General features: G+C 63.4%; 20 protein-coding genes and 1 tRNA gene. 12 read left to right on the top strand and 9 right to left on the bottom strand.

The window, feature by feature from the left end; all coding sequences use genetic code 11:
- Positions 1 to 33 precede the first annotated feature (33 nt).
- From odhB to murB, 4 genes are all read right to left on the bottom strand, one after another.
- A complete protein-coding gene (odhB, locus tag RBR52_RS10955) occupies positions 34 to 1,335 on the bottom strand; it encodes a 2-oxoglutarate dehydrogenase complex dihydrolipoyllysine-residue succinyltransferase (protein ID WP_320377294.1) in 1,302 nt (433 codons plus the stop codon).
- Between the two features lie 111 nt (positions 1,336 to 1,446).
- Positions 1,447 to 4,299: a 2-oxoglutarate dehydrogenase E1 component gene (locus RBR52_RS10950; RefSeq protein WP_320377293.1), complete on the bottom strand. Its 2,853-nt coding sequence runs from the start codon at positions 4,297 to 4,299 to the stop codon at positions 1,447 to 1,449.
- Positions 4,300 to 4,547: 248 nt separating this feature from the next.
- The gene (locus RBR52_RS10945) at positions 4,548 to 4,886 is read right to left on the bottom strand and encodes a DUF4282 domain-containing protein (protein WP_320377292.1); all 339 of its coding nucleotides are present in this window, start codon (positions 4,884 to 4,886) and stop codon (positions 4,548 to 4,550) included.
- A complete protein-coding gene (gene murB / locus RBR52_RS10940) occupies positions 4,886 to 5,911 on the bottom strand; it encodes a UDP-N-acetylmuramate dehydrogenase (RefSeq protein WP_320377291.1) in 1,026 nt (341 codons plus the stop codon). Before murB ends, RBR52_RS10945 begins: the two co-directional genes overlap by 1 nt.
- A gap of 50 nt (positions 5,912 to 5,961) precedes the next feature.
- On the opposite strand from murB, the gene RBR52_RS10935 reads away from it, so the two are divergent.
- Positions 5,962 to 6,447, top strand: coding sequence for a YajQ family cyclic di-GMP-binding protein (locus tag RBR52_RS10935; protein WP_320377290.1), 486 nt, complete (start codon positions 5,962 to 5,964; stop codon positions 6,445 to 6,447).
- Between the two features lie 6 nt (positions 6,448 to 6,453).
- A complete protein-coding gene (locus tag RBR52_RS10930) occupies positions 6,454 to 7,134 on the top strand; it encodes a TIGR02281 family clan AA aspartic protease (RefSeq protein ID WP_320377289.1) in 681 nt (226 codons plus the stop codon).
- 25 nt (positions 7,135 to 7,159) lie between these two features.
- Here RBR52_RS10930 and plsY read toward each other — a convergent pair whose 3' ends face one another.
- Both plsY and RBR52_RS10920 read right to left on the bottom strand, forming a co-directional pair.
- A complete protein-coding gene (gene plsY / locus RBR52_RS10925) occupies positions 7,160 to 7,792 on the bottom strand; it encodes a glycerol-3-phosphate 1-O-acyltransferase PlsY (RefSeq protein ID WP_320377288.1) in 633 nt (210 codons plus the stop codon).
- Positions 7,793 to 7,814: 22 nt separating this feature from the next.
- The gene (locus RBR52_RS10920) at positions 7,815 to 8,303 is read right to left on the bottom strand and encodes an aminoacyl-tRNA deacylase (protein WP_320377286.1); all 489 of its coding nucleotides are present in this window, start codon (positions 8,301 to 8,303) and stop codon (positions 7,815 to 7,817) included.
- 225 nt (positions 8,304 to 8,528) lie between these two features.
- Between RBR52_RS10920 and RBR52_RS10915 the strand changes: the two genes are divergently transcribed.
- From RBR52_RS10915 to RBR52_RS10900, 4 genes are all read left to right on the top strand, one after another.
- Positions 8,529 to 9,380: a 3',5'-nucleoside bisphosphate phosphatase gene (locus tag RBR52_RS10915; RefSeq protein WP_320377284.1), complete on the top strand. Its 852-nt coding sequence runs from the start codon at positions 8,529 to 8,531 to the stop codon at positions 9,378 to 9,380.
- Positions 9,381 to 9,391: 11 nt separating this feature from the next.
- Positions 9,392 to 10,027 carry an L-threonylcarbamoyladenylate synthase gene (locus RBR52_RS10910; protein WP_320377349.1) on the top strand — a complete coding sequence of 212 codons (636 nt, stop codon included), beginning with the start codon at positions 9,392 to 9,394 and terminating at the stop codon, positions 10,025 to 10,027.
- A 90-nt stretch (positions 10,028 to 10,117) separates the two neighbouring features.
- Positions 10,118 to 10,777: a site-2 protease family protein gene (locus RBR52_RS10905; RefSeq protein WP_320377283.1), complete on the top strand. Its 660-nt coding sequence runs from the start codon at positions 10,118 to 10,120 to the stop codon at positions 10,775 to 10,777.
- Positions 10,778 to 10,812: 35 nt separating this feature from the next.
- Positions 10,813 to 12,042 carry a tryptophan--tRNA ligase gene (locus tag RBR52_RS10900; RefSeq protein WP_320377282.1) on the top strand — a complete coding sequence of 410 codons (1,230 nt, stop codon included), beginning with the start codon at positions 10,813 to 10,815 and terminating at the stop codon, positions 12,040 to 12,042.
- 3 nt (positions 12,043 to 12,045) lie between these two features.
- On the opposite strand, the gene RBR52_RS10895 is transcribed toward RBR52_RS10900, so the two are convergent.
- Positions 12,046 to 12,594 carry a DedA family protein gene (locus tag RBR52_RS10895; protein WP_320377281.1) on the bottom strand — a complete coding sequence of 183 codons (549 nt, stop codon included), beginning with the start codon at positions 12,592 to 12,594 and terminating at the stop codon, positions 12,046 to 12,048.
- Positions 12,595 to 12,737: 143 nt separating this feature from the next.
- On the bottom strand, positions 12,738 to 12,941 hold the full coding sequence (locus RBR52_RS10890) for a cold-shock protein (protein ID WP_013105664.1): 204 nt from the start codon (positions 12,939 to 12,941) through the stop codon (positions 12,738 to 12,740).
- A 371-nt stretch (positions 12,942 to 13,312) separates the two neighbouring features.
- On the opposite strand from RBR52_RS10890, the gene ribF reads away from it, so the two are divergent.
- From ribF to RBR52_RS10870, 4 genes are all read left to right on the top strand, one after another.
- A complete protein-coding gene (ribF, locus tag RBR52_RS10885; protein ID WP_320377271.1) occupies positions 13,313 to 14,446 on the top strand; it encodes a bifunctional riboflavin kinase/FMN adenylyltransferase in 1,134 nt (377 codons plus the stop codon).
- Between the two features lie 128 nt (positions 14,447 to 14,574).
- The gene (gene ileS / locus RBR52_RS10880; RefSeq protein ID WP_320377268.1) at positions 14,575 to 17,454 is read left to right on the top strand and encodes an isoleucine--tRNA ligase; all 2,880 of its coding nucleotides are present in this window, start codon (positions 14,575 to 14,577) and stop codon (positions 17,452 to 17,454) included.
- A 13-nt stretch (positions 17,455 to 17,467) separates the two neighbouring features.
- A complete protein-coding gene (lspA, locus tag RBR52_RS10875) occupies positions 17,468 to 17,995 on the top strand; it encodes a signal peptidase II (protein ID WP_320377266.1) in 528 nt (175 codons plus the stop codon).
- 138 nt (positions 17,996 to 18,133) lie between these two features.
- Entirely contained in the window at positions 18,134 to 18,943 is an 810-nt protein-coding gene (locus RBR52_RS10870; RefSeq protein WP_320377264.1) for a DUF2189 domain-containing protein, read from the top strand.
- Between the two features lie 9 nt (positions 18,944 to 18,952).
- On the opposite strand, the gene RBR52_RS10865 is transcribed toward RBR52_RS10870, so the two are convergent.
- Positions 18,953 to 20,581, bottom strand: coding sequence for a peptide chain release factor 3 (locus RBR52_RS10865; protein WP_320377262.1), 1,629 nt, complete (start codon positions 20,579 to 20,581; stop codon positions 18,953 to 18,955).
- 207 nt (positions 20,582 to 20,788) lie between these two features.
- On the opposite strand from RBR52_RS10865, the gene dnaQ reads away from it, so the two are divergent.
- Positions 20,789 to 21,508, top strand: coding sequence for a DNA polymerase III subunit epsilon (gene dnaQ, locus RBR52_RS10860; RefSeq protein WP_320377260.1), 720 nt, complete (start codon positions 20,789 to 20,791; stop codon positions 21,506 to 21,508).
- Positions 21,509 to 21,606: 98 nt separating this feature from the next.
- Positions 21,607 to 21,681, top strand: a tRNA-Val gene (locus RBR52_RS10855).
- The last annotated feature ends 4 nt before the right edge of the window (positions 21,682 to 21,685 follow it).

Below are 21,685 nucleotides of genomic sequence, written 5' to 3'. Positions count from 1 at the left end.
AAAAAGCCGATAAAGCCTTGCTTATGGCCCGTTTCAAAGATCGAGCAGCAGACGCGCCGGATCTTCCAGCGCCTCCTTCATCGCCACCAGACTCAATACCGCCTCGCGGCCGTCGATCAGGCGGTGGTCGTAGCTCAGCGCCAGGTAGTTCATCGGGCGGATGACGATCTGGCCGTCTTCGACCACGGGCCGGTCCTTGGTGGCGTGGATGCCCAGAATGGCCGACTGCGGCGGGTTGATGATGGGCGTGGACAGCATCGAGCCGAATACCCCGCCGTTGCTGATGGAGAAGGTGCCGCCGGTGAGTTCCTCGATGGTGAGCTTGCCGTCGCGCGCCTTGGCGCCGAAATCGGCAATCGCCTTTTCGATGTCGGCGAAGCTCATCTGGTCGGCATTGCGCAGGATGGGCACGACCAGGCCGCGCGGGCTGCCCACGGCGATGCCGATGTCGAAATAGCCGTGATAGACGATGTCGTTGCCGTCGATCGACGCATTGAGCAGCGGGAACTTGCGCAGCGCATGCACCGCGGCGCGCACGAAAAAGCTCATGAAACCGAGCTTGACGCCGTGCGTTTTCTCGAACTTGTCCTTGTGGAGATTGCGCAGATCGATCACCGGCTTCATGTTGACTTCATTGAAGGTGGTGAGGATGGCATTGGTCGCCTGCGACTGCAGCAGCCGCTCGGCAATGCGCGCGCGCAGCCGGCTCATCGGCACGCGCTGCTCGGGGCGGTCGGTGTAAGTGGCCAGATCGAGATCGGCCTCGACCGGCTGCAGCGCGGGGATGGTGAGTGAAGGCATCTGCACCGCCGCTGCGGGCTTGGGCGCCGCAGCACTGGGCCGCGCTGCCGGCGTCGTTTGCACCTTGGGGGTTGCTGCGGACTGCAAGGCATCGCCCTTGGTGATTCTCCCGCCGCGCCCGGTGCCCGCCACATCCGATGGATTCACCCCCTGCTCGGCCATGATCTTGGCGGCAGCCGGCATGGCCACCGCCGCGCCCGCAGCCGAAGGCGCAGCGGGGGGCGAGGCTGGGGACGAGGCCGGTGCGGGCGCCTGCACCTGCGCCACGGGCAGCGGGCTGGTCTGGGGTTTGGCTTCGGTGTCGATCCTGCCGATAACCTCGTCGCTGGTCACCGATTCGCCGTCGTTCTTGATGATCTGCGCCATGACCCCGGCTGCGGGAGCGGGCACTTCGAGCACCACTTTGTCGGTCTCGATTTCGATCAGGATTTCATCCTGCGCCACGGGTTCGCCGGGCTTTTTTTTCCAGGTCAGCAGCGTGGCTTCGGCCACGGATTCGGAGAGTTGAGGAACTTTGATGTCGATCAGCGCCATGATGGATTACGGTATTTTTTAGAAAGCCGAGGAAATGACGGCCTGTGAACGGTGTGTGGGAAATGGAGTGAAAGGGTGAAGGGAACGGAGTTGAGCCGCCCCCGTCCTGCCTTAGCGCGTCAGCACATAACCCTTGAGCTTGCCGAATGCCGCTGCCAGCAACTCCTTTTGCTGTTCGACATGCTTGGCGTAATAGCCCACTGCGGTCGAGGCGGATGCCGGCCGCCCGGCGTAGCCGAGCTTCTGCCCTTCGAGCATGTTCTCGTGGATGTGATGCTGTACGAAGAACCACGCGCCCTGGTTCTGCGGTTCGTCCTGGCACCAGACGATGTCGCGCGCGTTGGGGTAGCGTTTGACTTCGGCCGCGAAGGCCTTGTGCGGGAAGGGATAGAGCTGCTCCAGCCGGATGATGGCCACATCGTCGATCTTGCGCTCGGCGCGCGCAGCCAGCAGGTCGTAGTACACCCGCCCCGAGCAGGCGATGATGCGTTTGACCTTGTCGGCGTCGAGATCCGCGGTCTCGGGAAGAACCAACTCGAAGCGCCCGTTGGCCAGATCGGTCAGCGGCGATTTGGCGTGCGGGTGCCGCAGCAGCGACTTGGGCGTCATGATGATCAGCGGCTTGCGCAGCGACCGGATCATCTGCCGGCGCAGCAGGTGGAAGATCTGCGCCGGATTGGTCGGCTGGCAGACCTGCATATTGGTCTCGGCGCAAAGCTGCAGGTAGCGCTCCAGCCGCGCCGACGAGTGTTCCGGCCCCTGCCCTTCATAGCCGTGCGGCAACATCAGCGTGAGGCCGCAGGCGCGCCCCCACTTCACCTCGCCGGCAGAAATGAACTGGTCGATCAGCACCTGCGCGCCGTTGGCGAAGTCGCCGAACTGCGCCTCCCAGATCACCAGGGTACGCGGGTCGGCGGTGGCGTAGCCGTACTCGAAACCGAGCACCGCCTCTTCGGACAGGATGGAGTCGATGACGGTGAACGGCGCTTGATCCTCGGCGACGTTCTGCAGCGGGATGTAGGTGCCCACGTCCCACTTCTCGCGGTTCTGGTCGTGCAGCACGCTGTGGCGATGGCTGAACGTCCCGCGTGCGCTGTCCTCGCCCGACAGCCGCACCGGAAAGCCGTTGGCCACCAGCGAGGCGAACGCCAGATGCTCGCCCATGCCCCAGTCGAGCGGCAGCTCGCCCCGACCCATCCTGGCGCGGTCGGCGATCACCTTTTCCACCAGCGGATGCAGCTTGAAGTTCTGCGGCACGGTGGTGATGCGCTCGGCCAGCCGCTTGAGTTCGGTCAACGGCATCGCCGTATCGGCGCTGTCGGTCCAGCGCCGGCCGAGGAAGGGCGTCCAGTCGACCGCGTATTTGCTCTTGTAGTTGGTGAGCACTGGCTCCCGGCTCACGCCAGACTCCATCTCGGCGCGGAATTCGTGCACCATCTGCTCGGCGTCCTCCGCGGTGATCACCCCCTGGCTCGCCAGCCGGTCGGCGTAGACCTTGCGCGTTCCCGGATGCGCGGCAATCTTCTTGTACATCAACGGCTGGGTGACCGCCGGGGTGTCCTGCTCGTTGTGGCCCAGCTTGCGAAAGCAGACGATGTCGACCACCACGTCGTGATGGAACTGCTTGCGGTAGTCGAGCGCCAGGCTGGTGGCGAACGCCACGGTCTCCGGATCGTCGCCGTTGACGTGCAGGACGGGCGCTTCGATCATCTTCACCACATCGGTGCAATACAGGGTGGAACGAGCGTCGCGCGGATCGGACGTCGTGAAGCCGATCTGGTTGTTGATGACGATGTGCACCGTCCCGCCGGTGGTGTAGCCGCGGGTCTGCGCCAGCGCCAGGGTTTCCATCACCACGCCCTGCCCGGCGAACGAGGCGTCGCCGTGCACCAGCACCGGCAGCACCGTCTCGCCTAGCGCATCGCCGCGACGGTCCAGCCGCGCGCGCGTGGAACCTTCGATCACCGGGTTGATGATTTCCAGATGCGAGGGATTGAAGGCCAGACTCAGATGCACCGGCCCACCCGGGGTGGAGACGTCGCTGGAAAAGCCCTGGTGATACTTGACGTCGCCCGACGGCAGATCGTCGGCATGCTTGCCCTCGAACTCGTCGAACAAGTCCTGCGGGCGCTTGCCCAGGGTGTTGACCAGCACGTTCAGCCGGCCGCGGTGCGCCATGCCGATCACCACCTCCTGGATGCCCACCTGCCCCGCGCGCTGCACCAGCGTGTCCATCGAGACGATGAAGCTCTCGCCGCCCTCCAGCGAAAACCGCTTCTGACCGACGTACTTGGTCGCCAGGTAACGCTCCAGGCCCTCGGCGGCGGTCAGGCGTTCGAGCAGGTGTTTTTTCGCCTGCGCATCCACATTCGGGCGGGTGCGGGTCGATTCCAGCCGCTGCTGCCACCAGCGCTTCTGGTCCTGATCGCTCAAATACATGAACTCGGCGCCCAGCGAGCCGCAATAGGTTTCATGCAGGTTGTTGATCAGCTCGCGCAGCGACAGATTTTCGCGATCGAAAAACGTATTGCTGACGTTGAACACCGTCTCCAGGTCGGCGTCGGTGAAACCGTAGAACGCCGGATCGAGATCGGGAATCGGGGGTCTCTCGGTACGCTTGAGCGGATCGAGGTCTGCCCAGCGCACCCCCACGTTGCGGTAGGCGGCAATGAGTTGCTGCGCCGCAACCCGTTTGCGCGCCAGTTCGCCATCGGCCACCGCCTGCAGCGTGCGAATGGGGCCGGATTTGGCGCGTTCGGCGAAAGCCGAAACCACAGGCGCATGCGGCACGTCGCGCGCATTGCTGCCGTCGAGCGCGGGCACATGCTGCAGCGCATCGAAGTAGTCGCGCCAATGATCCGGCACCGAGCCGGGGTTGGAGAGGTAGCTCTCGTACATCTCCTCGACATACGGTGCATTGCCGCCGAAGAGATACGAATTGGCTTTGAATTTCTGCATCAACATATGCGCTCACAGTCTGCCGGGCACCCCGGCGCTCAGTGGGAAGACATCCTTCCGCGGCTCGGGCTGCCCGATTGGCGGATTGCGGCTTTAGAAGGGCCTGACTCAAAAGAGTCTGGTCACACTCTAACACGCAGTTTTGATGCAGCGCAAAGCAGGGATGTAAGTGGGCGTTTCCGTGCCCATGCCGCGATCCTTATGGGACCCGCGCTGCCAAGCCCTTTGCCATGGTTTGCAGGCGGCTTGGGCGCTCAATGCAGGCCCGCGCGTTGTGTCAGCAGTTGCAAGGCGTCACGCATCTGCAGGTAGGCAATGATGAATTCAAACATCATTCGCCACGCGAGTTCCATGCAGAAAAAACACAGCAGGAACAGCAAAATGGACATCACGCGCCAGCGCCTGGGCACGAAGCGCCTCACCGCCGTCACGGACACCCCGCGCATCGACCGCCACAGCGCAAAACGACCGAGCCAGAGCCACACCGCCCAGGCCAGCAGCGGCATGCCGATGGCACCCAGCGCATAGACCACGCGCAACACGTCCAGGCTGACAAAGGTGCGGAAGGCGAAAAAATCAGCAATCGTCTGCATCACAGTATGACCGGTTCCGGTTCCAGACGCAGGCCGAATTTCTGCTCGACGCTATCCTGCACCGCGCGCGCCAGTTCCAGGACGTCGGCCCCGCTGGCACCGCCACGATTGACCAGAACGAGCGGCTGTTGCTCATGCACTCCCGCGCGGCCCAGCGTTCGCCCTTTCCAGCCGCAGGCGGCGATCATCCACGCTGCGGCGAGCTTGTAGGTGCCGTCGTCCAGCGGGTAGCTGACGATGTCGGGATGGTCTTCCAATATTTCATTGCGGAGGGTGCGGTTGACCACCGGGTTCTTGAAAAAACTCCCGGCGTTGCCCAGCCTGGCCGGATCCGGCAATTTGCTGGTGCGAATGTCGCACACGGCCTTGAACACGTCGCGGGGCGATGGATGGTCGATGTGCTCGCGCTGCAACCAGCGGGCCACGTCCGCATACCCCGCCACCGGCGCCCAGGGTTTGGGCAGACGCAGGCGTATCGCGGTGATGACCGACTTGCCCGCGAGTTCGCGCTTGAAAATGCTGTCGCGATAGCCCAGCCGACAATGCGCCGCAGGCAGCGTGGCGCTGCGACCCGTGACGAGATCGACCACATCGACCGATTCCAGCCTGTCGGACAGCTCCAGACCATACGCACCGATGTTCTGCACCGGCGCCGCGCCCGCCGTGCCGGGAATGAGGGCGAGATTTTCCAGTCCGGCAAAGCCCTGCTCCAGCGCCCAGGTCACCACGTCATGCCAGGGCTCGCCCGCACCCGCTTCGATCAAGGTGGAATGCGCGTCGTCTTCCAGCACGCGCAGACCGTGAATTTCCGTCTTCACCACCACCGCATCGTCGATGTCGCAGGTGAAAAGCACGTTGCTGCCGCCGCCCAGAATGAACTTGGGCGACCGACCCAGTTCAGGGTGATCGACGACAAGTCGCACATCGCGCGCACTGCGCACCCGCACCAGACGCCGCGCCGTCGCGTCGATGCCAAAAGTGTTCAATGCGCGCAGGGGCACATCGGTTTCGATTTCCAGACTCATAGAATCCTGCAGAGTAAACGCTCATTATTCTCCAGGATCCTGTCCTTGCCATGCCCTCATTCGATACCGTTCTCGAACCCGATCTCGTCGAAGTGCGCAACGCCTGCGACCAAGCCAGCAAGGAAATCGCCACACGCTTTGATTTCAAGGGCAGTTCCGCCCAGGTCGAGCACAACGACAAGGCCATCACCCTGACGGCCGACAGCGACTTCCAGCTCGGGCAGGTGCGCGATGTGCTCATGACCAAGGCGGCCAAGCGCAAGATCGACCCGCGCTTTTTCGACCCTGGGAAAATCGAAAAAATATCCGGCGACAAGGTCAGGCAGGTCATCACGGTGAAGGTCGGCATCCCGCAGGAGCTGGCGAAAAAGATCACCGCGGCGATCAAGGGCTCCAAACTCAAGCTCACCGCCGCAATTCAGGGCGACGTCGTTCGCATCACCGGGGCCAAGCGCGATGATCTGCAGGCTGCCATGGCGGTGCTGCGCAAGGACATCGAGGAAGCCCCGCTGTCATTCAATAATTTTCGTGACTGAGTCGGCGTGAACCAGTCCGCCATGCCGCTGCGCCCTTCGTCCGCTGCGCGTACCGTCCGCTGGATTGCAGCATGCACCGCCATTGCACTCTGCGGCAGCCCGGCTTTTGCTGCGGCAAGCGTGGGCCTCGCTGGCAGGTTTGGCGATCAGGCGCTGTTGGTGATCGATGGGGGCGCACCCCGCACGCTGCGAGTCGGTCAAACGGTGCAGGGCGTCAAGCTGTTGGCACTCTCGGATCAGCAGGCCACGGTTGAAGTCAACGGGCAGAAAATGCATCTGGGTCTGGGCGCCGCACCGCTGAGCGTCGGGGCGACGGCCGCCCAGCGCACCGTGCTGTTTGCGAAATCGAACGGGCAGTTCGTGACGGAGTGCCGCATCAACGGCGAACTGCTGCGCATGATGGTGGACACGGGGGCGACCCGCATCACCCTCAGCCGCGAGCAGGCCCAACGGCTGGGCCTCGATCTGCACAATGCAAGGGCCTCGGCGGTCAACACCGCCAATGGCACGGTGCCTGCGACCTTGATCGATCTCGACAAAGTGCGCGTGGGTGACATCGAACTGCGCAACGTGCCCGCCGTGGTGATCGACACTCCGATGCCTTTCGCTCTGCTGGGCATGAGCTTTTTGCAGCGGGTGAACATGCAGCACGACGGCGACCGCATGACCCTGAGCCCGCGTTACTGAACGGGAAGAACCCGCATTTTCCGTCTCATTTTTTCCGCCCGATGCGGTTTTCTTCACCGCGCATGAGCTTGCCGATATTGCTCTTGTGCCGCCAGATCAGCAGCACGCTGATGATGACCAGGGCGAGCAGCAGAGCCGGGTCGGTATTCCACGCCAGCCCGCCGCCAAACCAGTAATAGAACGGCGCGAACACGGCAGCCACCAGCGCCGCCAGCGAAGAGTAGCGAAAAAACCCGGCGACGATCAGCCAGGTCGCCAGCGTGGCCAGACCCAGCCAGGGCTGAATCGCCAGCAGCACACCCGCTGCGGTCGCCACGCCCTTGCCGCCCTTGAAATGGAAAAACACGGGGTAGAGATGCCCGAGAAACACGGCCACGGCCACCAGGGCCACGCCGGGCGCGCCCAGCCCGAATCCCGGCCCCAGCAGCATCGCCAGCCAGACAGCCAGCCAGCCTTTGAAGACATCGAGCAGCAAGGTCAGAATGGCGGCGAACTTGTTGCCGCTTCGCAGCACATTGGTGGCGCCCGGATTGCCCGAGCCATAGGTGCGCGGATCGGCCATGCCCATGACCCGGCTGACCAGAACGGCGAACGACAGCGATCCCAGCAGATAGGCCAGCCCGGCGAAGATCAGGGCCACGATGGTCGACGTATTCATGCGGCGTGATTCTATTGGGCATCTATTGGGCGCAATCCACCCAGCGGACTTGCAACAGGGTATCGAGCACGGCGGGCGACATGCCCAGCAAATAGCCGCGCCGACCGCCGTTGATGTAGATGCGATCCAACGCCCGCACCGATGCTTCTCCGTAAATCGGCATGGCTTTGCGCAGACCAAACGGCGACGTGCCTCCGACCAGATACCCGCTGTGACGCTGCGCCACCTCGGGCCTGCACGGCTCGACCTGTCGTGCACCGATCGCCCGGGCCAACCGTTTGGTGGAGACCTCGCAGTCGCCATGCATGAGCACGATCAGCGGCTGCGCCGCCTCGTCCTGCATCACCAGCGTCTTGATCACCGCGCGCAGCGCCAGCCCCAGGCTTTGCGCGCCCCAGGCGGCGCCGCCATGATCGACATAGTCATACACCTGCTCGGTGTAGGCCACGCCCTGCGCGCGCAGCCACTTCGTCGCCGGGGTCAGGCTGACGTGTCGTGAGGATTTGCCCATCCGGCGTAGTTTAGGAGCCTTCCGGGCTTGAGGATCGCGGGCTGCAAAAGGGCGGTGCGGCGCCCTGCGGCAGCGTCTTTTTGCCCCATAGCTTCGGCTATGGGGCTGCAAATCCGCCGCCACATGGCATCCACACTGCCCTTTTTCGCCTTCCGCGCCCCAAGCCCGACAGACTCCCAGGGCCTGTCCACGCCATTTCAGTATCCCCTCCCTACAATGGTCCACATGTCTTCCCCATTTGCGCGCAACCCCGATCTGCACTGTCACTCCACCGTGTCGGACGGCACGCTGGCGCCTGCCGCACTGGCGCAGCGCGCGCATGCGCATGGGGTCGACCTTTGGGCGCTCACCGATCACGATGAACTCGGTGGCCTGGCCGAGGCGCGGCAAAGCGCGCAATCGCTGGGTCTGCGCTTTGTGCCTGGGGTGGAAATCTCGATTTCGTTTGCCGCGCAGACCGTGCACATCGTGGCGCTGAACATCGACGCCACAAACCCACGTTTGCTGGACGGACTGCAACAGATCCGGGTTGGCCGTGACCAGCGGGCCAGAGACATGGCAGCCGATCTCGAAAGGCATCTGGGCCTGACCGATGTGTATGCCGGCGCATTGCGCCATGCGGGCAACCCGACGCTGCTGTCGCGCACGCACTTTGCCCGGTTGCTGGTGGAGCATGGCGTGTGCCGCCAGACTCACGAGGTGTTCAGCCGCTACCTGACGCCGGGCAAACCCGGCTATGTCGAACATGAATGGGCCCGTCTCGACGATGCCCTGAGCTGGATTCGTGCTGCAGGCGGAATCGCCGTCATCGCCCACCCAGGCCGCTATCGGTTCACAGAGACTGAGGAATGGGCGCTGCTGGAGCGCTTCAAGTCGCTGGGCGGCCAGGGCATCGAAGTGGTCACGGGCAGCCATACCGCAGCGCAGGCCCGGAAATACGCCCGGATCGCGCTGGAATTGGGCTTCTACGCCTCGCGCGGCTCCGATTTTCACAGCCCGGGAGAAAGCGCCTGCGACCTCGGGCGTCTCGCCCCCCTGCCAGCCGATCTCACTCCGGTCTGGGACCTGCTCCATTGAACCCTTCCGCCATGGCGCAATACTTCACCCTGCACCCCGACAACCCGCAACTGCGGCTGATCAAGCAGGCGGCCGCCGTGCTGCATGGCGGCGGCGTGGCGGCCATCCCCACCGATTCGTCCTACGCCCTGGTCTGTCATCTCGACGACAAGGCCGCGGTGCAGCGCCTGCGGCAAATCCGCCAGGTGGACGAGCGCCATCACCTCACCCTGCTGTGCAGCGATCTGTCCGAACTGGGCAACTATGCCCGCGTGGACAACCGGCAATACCGCCTCATCCGCGCCTGCACGCCGGGGCCCTACACCTTCATCCTCGAAGCCACCAAGGAAGTGCCGCGCCGGGTGTCGCACCCTTCGCGCAAGACCATCGGCGTGCGGGTGCCGCAAAACGCCGTGGCCCACAATCTGCTGGTGGAAATGGCTCAGCCCCTGCTCGCCACCACGCTGATTCTGCCCGGCGACGAGCACGCGCTCAATGATGCGGCAGAGATTCGAGACCGCCTCGAACACCAGGTCGATCTGGTGCTCGACGCCGGCCCCTGCCCGAGCGAGCCCACCACCGTGGTCGACCTGTGCGGTGCCGCGCCCGTGGTCATCCGCATCGGCCGCGGCCCACTCGAAGCGCTCGGCCTCCCGGCCCTGCAGTAGACGCTGCAATCGACCCCTTCATCCTTGGCGCAGCGCGGGTCAAGCCGTCCCTGTTCCGCCCTGCCGAACCGCCCTTTCTACAATCCCCGCATGGATCAACTCATACAGGCCGTCACCGTCTATGCCCTGCCGGTGCTCTTTGCCATCACCCTGCACGAGGCGGCGCACGGCTATGCGGCGCGCTATTTCGGCGACAACACCGCCTACATGATGGGCCGCGTTTCGCTCAACCCGGTGCGGCACATCGATCCGATCGGCACCATCCTCGTGCCCCTCATTCTCTACTTCGCCACCTCCGGCGCTTTTCTCTTTGGCTACGCCAAGCCGGTTCCGGTGAATTTCGGGCGACTGCGCAACCCCAAGAGCGACATGATCTGGGTCGCGCTCGCCGGCCCGGCTTCCAACTTTTTTCAGGCGTTTCTCTGGGGCCTGATGCTCGTCGGGCTGCACGCCTTCGCCGTCAACGAGATCTATTTCTACGATGTCGCGCAGGCCGGCATTCTGGTCAACCTGGTGATGTTCGTGTTCAACCTGTTTCCGCTGCCGCCGCTCGATGGCGGGCGCATTCTGGTGGGGCTGCTGCCCGTCCGTCAGGCCATTGCCTTGTCGCGTGTGGAACCTTACGGCTTTTTCATCGTGATGGCGCTGGTGCTCACCGGCATCGTCACCAACTTCTGGCTCAGCCCGCTCATGGCGCTGTCGATGCAGGTTCTCAAGGTTCTGCTCAGCCCCTTCCAGATGCTCATCTGAGCCTGTCTTTCCCTCTTCTCCCGACGCTTCCCAACATGACCTTCCCTGCACAGGCCGATGGCGCAACGGGCGCCGATGATCGCGTTTTGTCCGGCATGCGCCCCACCGGCGCGCTGCACCTAGGCCACTATCACGGCGCCTTGAAAAACTGGATCCAGTTGCAAAACACCCACGACTGCTACTTTTTCGTCGCCGACTGGCACGCGCTGACCACGCATTACGAAACGCCGGAAACCATCTACGCACACACCACCGAGATGGTGATCGATTGGCTAGCCGCCGGAGTCGATCCGAACCGGGCCACGCTCTTCGTGCAAAGCCGGGTGCTGGAGCACGCCGAGTTGTTTCTGCTGCTGGGCATGGGCACGCCGCTGTCCTGGCTGGAGCGCGTGCCCACTTATAAAGACCAGATCGCCAATCTGAAGGACAAGGATCTGGCGACCTACGGCTTTCTCGGCTATCCGCTGCTGCAGGCCGCAGACATCCTTATTTATCTGGCGCGTTACGTGCCCGTCGGCGCCGATCAGGTGCCGCATATCGAGATGAGCCGTGAAATCGCGCGCCGTTTCAACAATCTCTACGGCAAAGACCCGACTGTCGAGGCGCAGGCCCGAGCCGCTGCGGCCAAATTGCCCGAGGAAGTTCGCTCGCAATTCACCGCCCTGCGTCGCGCAGCCGATCAGGAAGGGTTGACCGACAAACGCGACGAAGCCCGCGATCTGATCTCCGCCAGCAAATTATCGCGCGCAGAAAAAGACGCGCTGCGCGCGCAGCTCAGCGGCGGCCGCAGGCAAATCCTGCGCGAGCCCGAAGCGCTGCTGACCCCGGAATCCAAGCTGCCGGGACTGGACGGCCGCAAGATGTCCAAGAGTTACGGCAACGCCATCGCCATCCGGGAAGAGCGCGCCAGCGTCGAGCACAAAATCAAGCGCATGCCCACCGACCCCGCGCGCGTCAAGCGCACCGATCCCGGCACCCCCGAACGCTGTCCTGTCTGGCAGTTCCACCTGGCCTATTCCGACGAAGCCACGCGGGAATGGGTGCAACGCGGCTGCACCACGGCCGGCATAGGCTGCCTGGAATGCAAGCAGCCCGTCATCGAAGCCATCCTGCGCGAGCAGCAACCCATGTTCGAGCGCGCACAGCCCTATCTCGACAACCCCGCGCTGGTCCGCGACATCCTGGCGCACGGCAGCGACAAGGCGCGCGCCACGGCACAAGAGACCATGCACGCCGTTCGGGACGCGATGGGTCTGAAGGTCTGAGGGTCAGCGCTGTCGACTTTTCCCGATGCGCCAGGCGATCAAAGCGATGACGACGGCAAGCGCCAGCAGGATTTCCTCGGCCCACTGCAGGCGCGACGCCAGTTGCGCCACGCCCGCACCGAAAAACCATCCCAGCCCGGTGAACAGGGGTGCCCACAGGAAAGCGCCCAAGGTGTTGAACACCACGAATCGCCACGGCGCAACCCCGGCGATGCCGATCAGAACGGGCCCCGCGATGCGCAAACCATAGAGGAAACGCACGCTCACGATCGCCCACGGCGCGCCACGATGCAGCAGCCGTTGAACACGGGGCAATTGCCTTTCCAAGCTGGAAAAGCGTCTGAGCAAGTGCGGCCCGAACCACCGCCCCATGAAAAAAAAGAATTGATCACCGAGCGTGGCTGCAATTGCCGCCACCACGACGACCAGAGGCCACTCCAGCCAGCCGCGGTGGGCGCCATAGCCCGCAAGCAGCAGTACCGTCTCTCCCTCGGCCAATGCGCCCAATGCCACCGCCGCATAACCGTAATGCCGAACGAAGTCCTCGATCATGCAGGGGGAGTCTACCGGCGGGCTCGGCCCATGCAAAAAAACCGGTTCAAAGCCGGTCGATTTTGCAGCGCCCCGGCTCTTGGCCGGGACGCATCATGCTCCAGATCGGAGGAAACGATCGGATTGGATGATCAGAGGGATGATCAGATGGGCCGAATGGCAGAAGCCTGGGGTCCCTTGGGGCCAGCCTTCACGGTGAATTCGACACGCTGGTTTTCCTGCAGGGTGCGGAAACCTTTGGCCTGAATTTCAGAAAAATGCGCGAACAGATCTTCGCCGCCTTCATCGGGCTTGATGAAACCGAAGCCCTTGGACTCGTTAAACCATTTCACAGTACCGGTAGCCATGAATCAACCTTTAAGAAAAAAATAGAGAAGTGCAAATCTTCAACAAGCCCGGCAAATCACTACTGTGAAACCGCCACAAGCCAACCCCAAGCCAATGAGGCACAGGCTCTTGTTTCGACTGCGCAATAACTATACATGCAAAACAACCGTGCGAGCGACCTTTGAGCGCAGGGCAAACCCCTTACCCGGCACGGAGAACGGAACCGAGCTGGATAACGCGGACAATATGCTGTTTCGACGCCAGCAGACCAGGAGCGGCTTGCGGGCGAGTGCATTGCAACGGTGCGCCGTCACCCACCAAACGACGCGGATCTTGAGCCGCAAAAATCCTCGCACATGACTTCAAGATAACGCGTTAATAAATTGTTTTTATGCATATTTTCAGGGGAATTCATCACAAGGCGCTAGCCTCCCGAACGGCGCTGACCATCGGCAATTTCGATGGGGTGCACCGGGGACATCTCGCCATGTTGCACGAATTGGTGCACACCGCCCATGCACGGGGGCTCGTGCCGACGGTGCTGACTTTTGAACCGCATCCGCGTGATTTTTTTGCAACACTTCACGGTCAGCCGGATTCCGCGCCCAGCCGTATTTCGACCCTGCGCGACAAGTTGTGCGCCTTGCGCGAAGCCGGGGCGGAGCAAGTCATCGTGCTGCGGTTCGATGCGAGCATCGCGGCACTGTCGCCCGAGGCTTTTGTTCGGCAGATCGTGTTGCAGGGTCTCAAGGCGCAATTCGTCCTGGTCGGCGATGATTTCCGCTTCGGTGCCCGACGCGCGGGAGATTTCGCCCAACTCGACAGGCTGATGCGCAGCGCAGGGGGAGAGGCCCGGCAGATGCCCGTCGTGCTCACGCAGACCAGGATGAAACTGCCCCCTGACTCGCTGCGCTCGCATTCCACCTCGCGGCTTGCAAGCCACTCGGATTCGCATGGCATGGATCAGTCCGCAGGGACTGATCCATGTCCCGCTCATCCCCCCGAGGGGGTGTCAGTTCCTTCGGAGCGGCCGTGCGGAACTGATTTGCGCATCTCCAGTTCGGCCGTGCGGCAGGCGCTACAGGCAGGTGACATGGAGACCGTGCAGCTCCTGCTCGGGCGCCCCTACGCCATTTCAGGGCATGTATTGCACGGCGCCAAACTCGGACGGAAGCTGGGATTTCCGACCTTGAACCTGCGGTTCGATCGAGCGCGCCCAGCCTTGGGCGGCGTGTTCGTCGCCCAGGTGCACGGGCTGGAGACGGCTGCGCTTCCCGCCGTGGCAAGCCTGGGCACGCGACCGGCCGTCGAGACCAACGGGCGGGTACTGCTGGAAACGCATGTGTTCGATTGGCGGGCGCAAGCCTACGGTAAACTCATTCGAGTGGAACTCCTGCACAAACTGCGCAATGAGGCGCATTACTCCGACCTTGCTCAACTGACCGCCGCCATCCAGAGAGACAGCGATCAGGCCCGCGCCTGGTTCGCACAGCTCGCCAGGCAAACCACGCGCGATCGAATTTGACAGCGATCGTCAGCGATCACCCGCCAAGTTCCGATTCCCTTCGGATGATCGGCTTCATCGACGCAGTCGCCATTCACTTTTTTTCCGTTGGACCCTTAGACCGGGGTTCCGGCATTGCACTCAGCCCCATGGATCACGCCTCCCCTGCCGCCGCCGAAAAGCCCGATTACCGGGCCACCTTGAATCTGCCCGACACGCCTTTTCCCATGCGCGGCGATCTGCCCAGACGCGAGCCGCAATGGATTGCCGACTGGAACGACGAGGGTCTCTACCGCAGGCTGCGTCTGGCGCGCGTGGGGGCGCCGAAATTCGTGCTGCACGACGGCCCGCCGTATGCCAACGGCCAGATCCACATGGGCCATGCGGTCAACAAGATACTGAAGGACATGATCGTCAAGGCGCGGCAGCTCGCCGGCTTCGATGCGGCCTACATCCCGGGCTGGGACTGCCACGGCCTGCCGATCGAAAACGCCATCGAAAAGCAGTTCGGCCGCTGCCTGCCGCGCGACGAAATGCAGGCCAGGAGCCGTGCCTATGCCACGGCGCAGATCGTGCAGCAAATGGCCGACTTCAAGCGCCTGGGCGTGCTGGGCGACTGGGATCATCCCTACCGCACCATGGATTTCGTCAACGAGGCGGCGGAAATTCGCGCCTTCAAGCGCGTGATCGAGCGCGGCTTCGTCTATCGCGGGCTCAAGCCGGTTTACTGGTGCTTCGATTGCGGTTCGTCGCTGGCCGAGTTCGAGATCGAATATGCCGACAAAAAATCGCAGACTCTCGATGTCGCCTTCGAGTCGGACGATCCCAAAGCGCTGGCGGCGGCCTTCGGCCTGCCGGCATTGCCCGACGCCGCCAAGCCCGCTTTTGCCGTGATCTGGACGACCACCGCCTGGACCCTGCCCGCCAATCAGGCGCTCAACCTCAACCCGGAAATCGAGTACGCGCTGGTCGATACCCCCCGCGGCTATCTGGTGCTCGCCGCCAGCCTGGTCCAGACCTGCCTGAAGCGCTATGAACTCGAAGGCCGCATCGTGGCTACCGCGCCCGGCAAGGCGCTGGGCGGGCTGGCTTTCCGTCATCCGCTGTTCGAGGTGGATGCGGGCTATCGGCGGCTGTCCCCGGTGTATCTGGCGGACTACGCCACGGCTGATGACGGCACGGGCATCGTCCATTCTTCGCCCGCCTACGGCGTGGAAGACTTCAACTCCTGCGTCGCGCATGGCATGGCGTATGAAGACATCCTCAATCCGGTGCAGGGCGACGGCAGCTATGCGCCCGACCTGCCGCTGTTCGGCGGGCAGAACATCTGGAAAGCCGCTCCCCGCATCATCGACACCCTGCGAGACGCCGGCAGGCTATTGTCGACGCACACCATCACCCACAGCTACCCGCACTGCTGGCGTCACAAGGCGCCGGTCATCTACCGCGCCGCGGCGCAGTGGTTCATCCGCATGGACGAAGGCGAAGGCGTGTTCACCCGGGACAAGGCGCCCAAAACCCTGCGCCAGATGGCGCTCGAAGCCATCGAGCACACCGGCTTTTATCCGGAAAACGGCAAGGCCCGCCTGCACGACATGATCGCCAACCGGCCCGACTGGTGCATCAGCCGCCAGCGCAGTTGGGGCGTGCCCATCCCCTTCTTCCTGCACAAGGACAGCGGCGAGCTGCATCCCCGCACCCTGGACATCCTCGATGTCGCCGCCGAGATGGTGGAGCAGGGCGGCATCGAGGCCTGGAGCAAGGCCGGCGCCGAAGACGTCCTCGCCCGCGTGGGCTGCGAGGCCGATGCGGCGCACTACGCCAAGAGCAGCGACATCCTCGAAGTCTGGTTCGATTCGGGCACCACGCACACCACGGTGCTCATGGGCAGTCATGCCGGTGCGGGTCATGCCCAAGGCCCACAGGCCGACCTCTATCTCGAAGGCCATGACCAGCACCGCGGCTGGTTTCATTCCTCGCTGCTCACCTCGTGCGCGATGTACGGCCGCGCGCCTTACAAAGCGCTGCTGACCCACGGCTTCACCGTCGACAGCCAGGGCCGCAAGATGAGCAAGTCGCTGGGCAACGGCATCGATCCGCTGCAGACCTGCAACAAGCTGGGCGCGGAGATCGTTCGCCTGTGGGTGGCCGCCTCCGACTATTCCGGCGACATCGCAGGCGACGACAAAATCCTCGCCCGCGTGGTCGATAGCTATCGCCGCATCCGCAACACCCTGCGCTTCCTGCTGGCCAACACCAGCGATTTCGATCCTGCTCAGCACGCTGTGCCGCTGAGCCAGATGTTCGAACTCGATCGCTGGGCGCTGGCGCATGCGCAGAGCCTGCAGTCGGTCATCCTGGCGCATTACGACCGGTACGAATTCCATCCCGTGGTGGCCAGGCTGCAGGTCTACTGCTCAGAAGACCTGGGCGCGTTCTACCTCGATGTGCTCAAGGACCGGCTCTACACCACCGCGCCCGACAGCCTGGCCCGACGCAGCGCCCAAACCGCGCTGTGGCAGATCACACAGGCCATGCTGCGCTGGATGGCGCCCTTTCTCAGCTTCACCGCAGAAGAGGCCTGGGCGCTGATCGGCAAGGGCGAGAGCATTTTCGTCGAGACCTATTGGCCGTGGCCCGAGCAGCCCGACAGCGCCGTGTTGCTCGAACAATGGGCGCGCATCCGCGCCATTCGGGAGGCGACCAACAAGGAAATCGAAACCCTGCGCGAGCAAGGCCGAATCGGCGCCTCACTGCAGGCCGAGGTCGATCTGTACGCCCCGCCCGCCGAGTACGCCCTGCTTGACCGGCTGGGCGACGATCTGCGCTTCGTGCTCATCACCTCGCGCGCCAGCCTGCACCCCGGCGAAGGCGAACTGCGCATCGTGGTGACGCCCACCCACCACGCCAAATGCGAGCGCTGCTGGCACTGGCGCGAAGATGTCGATGCCGATCCAGCCCATCCCGGCCTGTGCGGGCGTTGCGTGAGCAATCTCTATGGTGCGGGCGAACCGCGCCACATCGCCTGAGAGCCCCTCGCGCATGCCCTCTGCCCTGTCTGATGCTTCCTTCGTCGCACGGCGCGCACGGGTCTGGCCCTGGCTGCTGGTGTCGCTGGCCGTCATTCTGGCCGATCAGTTCACCAAGTGGCTGGTGCGCCAAGACCTGCCGCTCGACAGCAGCCATCCGGTGACCGGATTTTTCAATCTGGTCTACATCCACAATCCCGGAGCGGCGTTTTCGTTTCTCGCCGCAGCACCGGGGTGGCAGCGCTGGTTTTTCACCGCGTTGAGTCTCGCAGCCTCGCTGTTCATCCTCTGGCTGATGTTTCGCAACCGAGGCAAGGCGCTGTTCAGCCTGGCGCTGGCCTTCATCCTTGGAGGCGCTTTGGGCAATGTGATCGACCGCGTGCTGTGGGGCAAGGTGACTGACTTCCTCGATTTCTACCTCACCCTGGGCGGCCAGCAATGGCATTGGCCTGCCTTCAATCTGGCCGACTCGGCCATCTTCGTCGGGGCCGTGCTGTTGATCGTCGACGAGTTTCGGCGTGCCCGCCAGCGCCGTTCGTGATTTTTGTTATGAGTTTATTGTGATATCACGATAAACACCCCGTGGTATCCCGGGTTGTGCGGCGGTTTGTCGCACCTTAGCCTCCAAAATTGATAGGCCGCCCGATGCAGGCGGCCCCAAACGGAGGAGAACCGGGATATGACACCTGAAGAAGCGCAGCATCATCCGCTCGCTGCGCAAACCCGCACCCGCGTGAGCGTATGCAATCTGCAATGGCACACCCCCTTTGGCTGGCTGGCGGCGGGTTGGCGCGACTTTGCCCGCTGCCCGATCGTCGGCCTGAGCTATGGGCTGATTTTCACGGCGCTGGGCTGGCTGCTGGCCTGGACGCTGGCGAGCACCCCCGAATACACCCTGATGCTGGCTGCGGGCCTGCTGCTGGTCGGTCCCGCCTTGGCGATGGGGCTGATGGAAGCCAGCCGCCGGTGTGAGATCCATCTCAAGGCGCGGCTGAACTTCTGCATCCGCTGTTGGTGGCCCCACCGCAGCAGCGTCGCCCTGTTCGCCGGGCTGCTGCTGGTCATCGAACTGCTGTGGGGACGCACCGCGCTGGTGGTGTTCGCGCTGTTTTTCGATGCGGGCATGCCCGATGGCGGCGGCGTGTTGCGGCTCTTGCTCGATCCGGCCAACGTCACGTTTGTGCTGGTCTATCTCGGCGTGGCACTGCTGTTCGGCGGGCTGGTTTTTGCCATCAGCGTGGTGTCGATTCCCATGATGCTCGATCGGCCGGTGGACGCCATCACCGCCGCGCTGACCAGTCTGCGCGTCTGCATGGAGCATCCGGTGGCGATGGCCTGCTGGGCGGCGCTGATCGGCGGCATCAGCCTGCTGGCCATGCTCCCCTTTGGACTGGGCTGGATCATCGTGCTGCCCATCATCGGCCATGCCAGTTGGCATGCCTACCGCGGCGTGGTCTGCCCCAGCCTGCAGCAACCCATCAATGCCTGACGTCCATCCTCAAGTCTGCAGCGAGGGCTTGAACACCTGACCGGCATGCTCGCGCAGGGTGTGGAACTGGATTTTGGGCGCCAGTTCCTGCATCACCCGCAATTCGCTCGCATGGGTGAGCAAGACCGCTGGCGCATCGACCACGTCGTAGGCGATGCGGTGCGCATTGGTATCGATGAAGCGCTTGAGCGCCTGCGGATCGTCGCAGGTGAACCAGCGCGCCATGCGGTATTTGCTGCCTTCCATGCGTGCGTCCACGCCATATTCCGATTTGAGCCGGTGCTGCACCACGTCGAACTGCAATGTGCCCACGGCCCCTAAAAGCAAGCTGCCGCCGGTTGCCGGGCGAAACACCTGAATCGCGCCCTCCTCGCCCAACTGCTGCAAGCCCGTGCGCAGTTGTTTGCTGCGCATCGGGTCGGCGATCTCGACCGTGCGAAACATCTCGGGAGCGAAAAACGGCAGCCCGGTGAACTGCAATTCCTCCCCTTCGCTCAGGCTGTCGCCAAGATGCAGTGTGCCGTGATTGGGAATGCCGACGATGTCCCCCGCATACGCTTCATCGAGCAATTCGCGGCGCTGCGACATGAAGGTGACCACGCTGCCGGGGCGGATGTCCTTGCCGGTGCGCCCCACCCGGATTTTCATGCCGCGCTCGAAGCGCCCCGAAACGATGCGCACAAAGGCGATGCGATCGCGGTGAGCCGGGTCCATATTGGCCTGTATCTTGAACACCACGCCGGTGAACGCTGTCTCGTCAGGCTGTACCACCCGGGTGGTCGCCGCGCGCGGCCGCGGCGAAGGCGCAAGTTCCACCAGCGCATCGAGCACCTCCTGCACACCGAAGTTGTTGATCGCCGAGCCGAAGAACAGCGGCGACTGGCGCCCCGCGAGAAACTCCGCCTCATCGAACGCGGGCGCCGCGTCGCGCAGCAGGCCAATCTCACCCTGCGCCTGCTGGTAGGGCTGGCCAAAGCGGCGCACCGACTCCGGGTTGTCCAGCCCTGTGAGCATCTGGTCATCGTCGCGCACCCGTTCCTCGCCGGGCCGGAACACCCGCATGCGATCCAGGCGCAGGTCGTAGACGCCGTGAAAATCGCGCCCCATGCCGACCGGCCAGGTGAACGGCACGGCGGCCATGCCCAGATGGCGCTCGATCTCATCCATCAGATCGAGCGGCTGGCGCACTTCGCGATCCATCTTATTGACAAAGGTCAGAATGGGCGTGTTGCGCGCGCGGCAGACTTCGAGTAGGCGCAGCGTCTGTTCCTCCACGCCGTTGGCCGCGTCGATCACCATCAACGCCGCGTCCACTGCGGTGAGCACGCGGTAGGTATCTTCGGAAAAGTCCTGGTGGCCCGGCGTGTCCAGCAGATTGATCACGCAGTCGCGCCACTCCATCTGCATGACCGACGAGGCCACCGAAATACCCCGCTGTTTCTCGATTTCCATCCAGTCCGAAGTGGCGTGGCGACTGGCCTTGCGCGCCTTCACGCTGCCGGCGATCTGAATCGCCCCCGAGAACAGCAGCAGCTTTTCGGTCAGCGTGGTCTTGCCCGCGTCGGGGTGGGAAATGATGGCGAAAGTGCGCCGCCTGCGAATCTGCTCGCGGTTCTGCTCGGAAGGGTTTGTGCTCATGGTCTGGCCGGGTCGCGTCTCGCGACGGCTTGCATCTGGGTTAGGCTTTGGGCTGCGTAGCAGGAAGAGAAAAAGGAAGAGAAAAGGAAAGGGAATTCGTCGCCCTGAATTCATCGCCATGAGGCTTTGCAGCCCGCCGCTACGCGCAGACGCGCCACCCATCCGGTGGCGCAGCAAATTTACTATTTTGCCTGAGACCCACCCCGCATGACACGCCAGATCGTCCTCGATACCGAGACCACCGGCCTCAATCCGGCCAGCGGCGACCGCATCATCGAAGTCGCCGCAGTCGAACTGTTCAACCGCAAACTGACGGGCAGGCACTACCACGCCTACCTCAACCCGGATCGCGCCAGTCACCCCGACGCCCTCAAAGTCCACGGACTCACCGAAGAATTTCTTGCGGACAAGCCACGCTTCGACCAGATCGCCGACGACCTCCTGGAATTCGTGCGCGACGCCGAAATCATCATCCACAACGCCCCCTTCGATTGCGCCTTCCTCGACGCCGAACTCGAAAGACTGAACCGGCCCGCCTTCAAGCAGCACGTTACGCAGGTCACCGACACGCTGCTCATGGCCAAGCTGCAGTTCCCCGGCAAGTTCAACAACCTCGACGCCTTGTGCAAGCGCTTTGGCATCGACAACGCGCACCGCACCCTGCACGGCGCGCTGCTCGACGCCGAACTGCTCGCCGAGGTCTATCTCAGCCTCACACGCGGGCAGGAGAGCCTGGTGATCGATCTGGAAACGCCGCGGCAGCAGGTGAGCGTGGCCTCTGGTCAACTCGACCGATACGCTCTACCCGTCTACCCGCCTAACGAAGAAGAGCAAGCAGCGCACCAGGCCTTTCTGCAGTTGATCGACAAGAAAAGCCAGGGCAAAAGCATCTGGCGACCCAGCCCGGACAAGAGTCAAAACGGATGAGCTGAAAAAGTGTGCAATAATTGCTAACTTTGCTGATCGACCTCTGGGCAAGCTCGGTGACGCGTAGGTCCGGCTGGTTCAGTAGATGATTTGGCTTTGGGCGGTTAACTCAGCGGTAGAGTGCCACCTTCACACGGTGGAAGCCACTGGTTCGATCCCAGTACCGCCCACCATTTG

The organism is Thiomonas sp. (assembly GCF_034007205.1).
Taxonomy (GTDB): Bacteria; Pseudomonadota; Gammaproteobacteria; order Burkholderiales; family Burkholderiaceae_C; genus Thiomonas.
Note: the sequence above shows the minus strand (reverse complement) of the source record. Positions and strands in the feature narration are given on the sequence as shown.

Coding starts and splice junctions, on each gene's coding strand:
- odhB (WP_320377294.1), bottom strand. CDS start 1,335: ATGGCGCTGATCGACATCAAAGTTCCTCAACTCTCCGAATCCGTGGCC.
- RBR52_RS10950 (WP_320377293.1), bottom strand. CDS start 4,299: ATGTTGATGCAGAAATTCAAAGCCAATTCGTATCTCTTCGGCGGCAAT.
- RBR52_RS10945 (WP_320377292.1), bottom strand. CDS start 4,886: ATGCAGACGATTGCTGATTTTTTCGCCTTCCGCACCTTTGTCAGCCTG.
- murB (WP_320377291.1), bottom strand. CDS start 5,911: ATGAGTCTGGAAATCGAAACCGATGTGCCCCTGCGCGCATTGAACACT.
- RBR52_RS10935 (WP_320377290.1), top strand. CDS start 5,962: ATGCCCTCATTCGATACCGTTCTCGAACCCGATCTCGTCGAAGTGCGC.
- plsY (WP_320377288.1), bottom strand. CDS start 7,792: ATGAATACGTCGACCATCGTGGCCCTGATCTTCGCCGGGCTGGCCTAT.
- RBR52_RS10920 (WP_320377286.1), bottom strand. CDS start 8,303: ATGGGCAAATCCTCACGACACGTCAGCCTGACCCCGGCGACGAAGTGG.
- RBR52_RS10915 (WP_320377284.1), top strand. CDS start 8,529: ATGTCTTCCCCATTTGCGCGCAACCCCGATCTGCACTGTCACTCCACC.
- RBR52_RS10910 (WP_320377349.1), top strand. CDS start 9,392: ATGGCGCAATACTTCACCCTGCACCCCGACAACCCGCAACTGCGGCTG.
- RBR52_RS10905 (WP_320377283.1), top strand. CDS start 10,118: ATGGATCAACTCATACAGGCCGTCACCGTCTATGCCCTGCCGGTGCTC.
- RBR52_RS10900 (WP_320377282.1), top strand. CDS start 10,813: ATGACCTTCCCTGCACAGGCCGATGGCGCAACGGGCGCCGATGATCGC.
- RBR52_RS10895 (WP_320377281.1), bottom strand. CDS start 12,594: ATGATCGAGGACTTCGTTCGGCATTACGGTTATGCGGCGGTGGCATTG.
- RBR52_RS10890 (WP_013105664.1), bottom strand. CDS start 12,941: ATGGCTACCGGTACTGTGAAATGGTTTAACGAGTCCAAGGGCTTCGGT.
- ribF (WP_320377271.1), top strand. CDS start 13,313: ATGCATATTTTCAGGGGAATTCATCACAAGGCGCTAGCCTCCCGAACG.
- ileS (WP_320377268.1), top strand. CDS start 14,575: ATGGATCACGCCTCCCCTGCCGCCGCCGAAAAGCCCGATTACCGGGCC.
- lspA (WP_320377266.1), top strand. CDS start 17,468: ATGCCCTCTGCCCTGTCTGATGCTTCCTTCGTCGCACGGCGCGCACGG.
- RBR52_RS10870 (WP_320377264.1), top strand. CDS start 18,134: ATGACACCTGAAGAAGCGCAGCATCATCCGCTCGCTGCGCAAACCCGC.
- RBR52_RS10865 (WP_320377262.1), bottom strand. CDS start 20,581: ATGAGCACAAACCCTTCCGAGCAGAACCGCGAGCAGATTCGCAGGCGG.
- dnaQ (WP_320377260.1), top strand. CDS start 20,789: ATGACACGCCAGATCGTCCTCGATACCGAGACCACCGGCCTCAATCCG.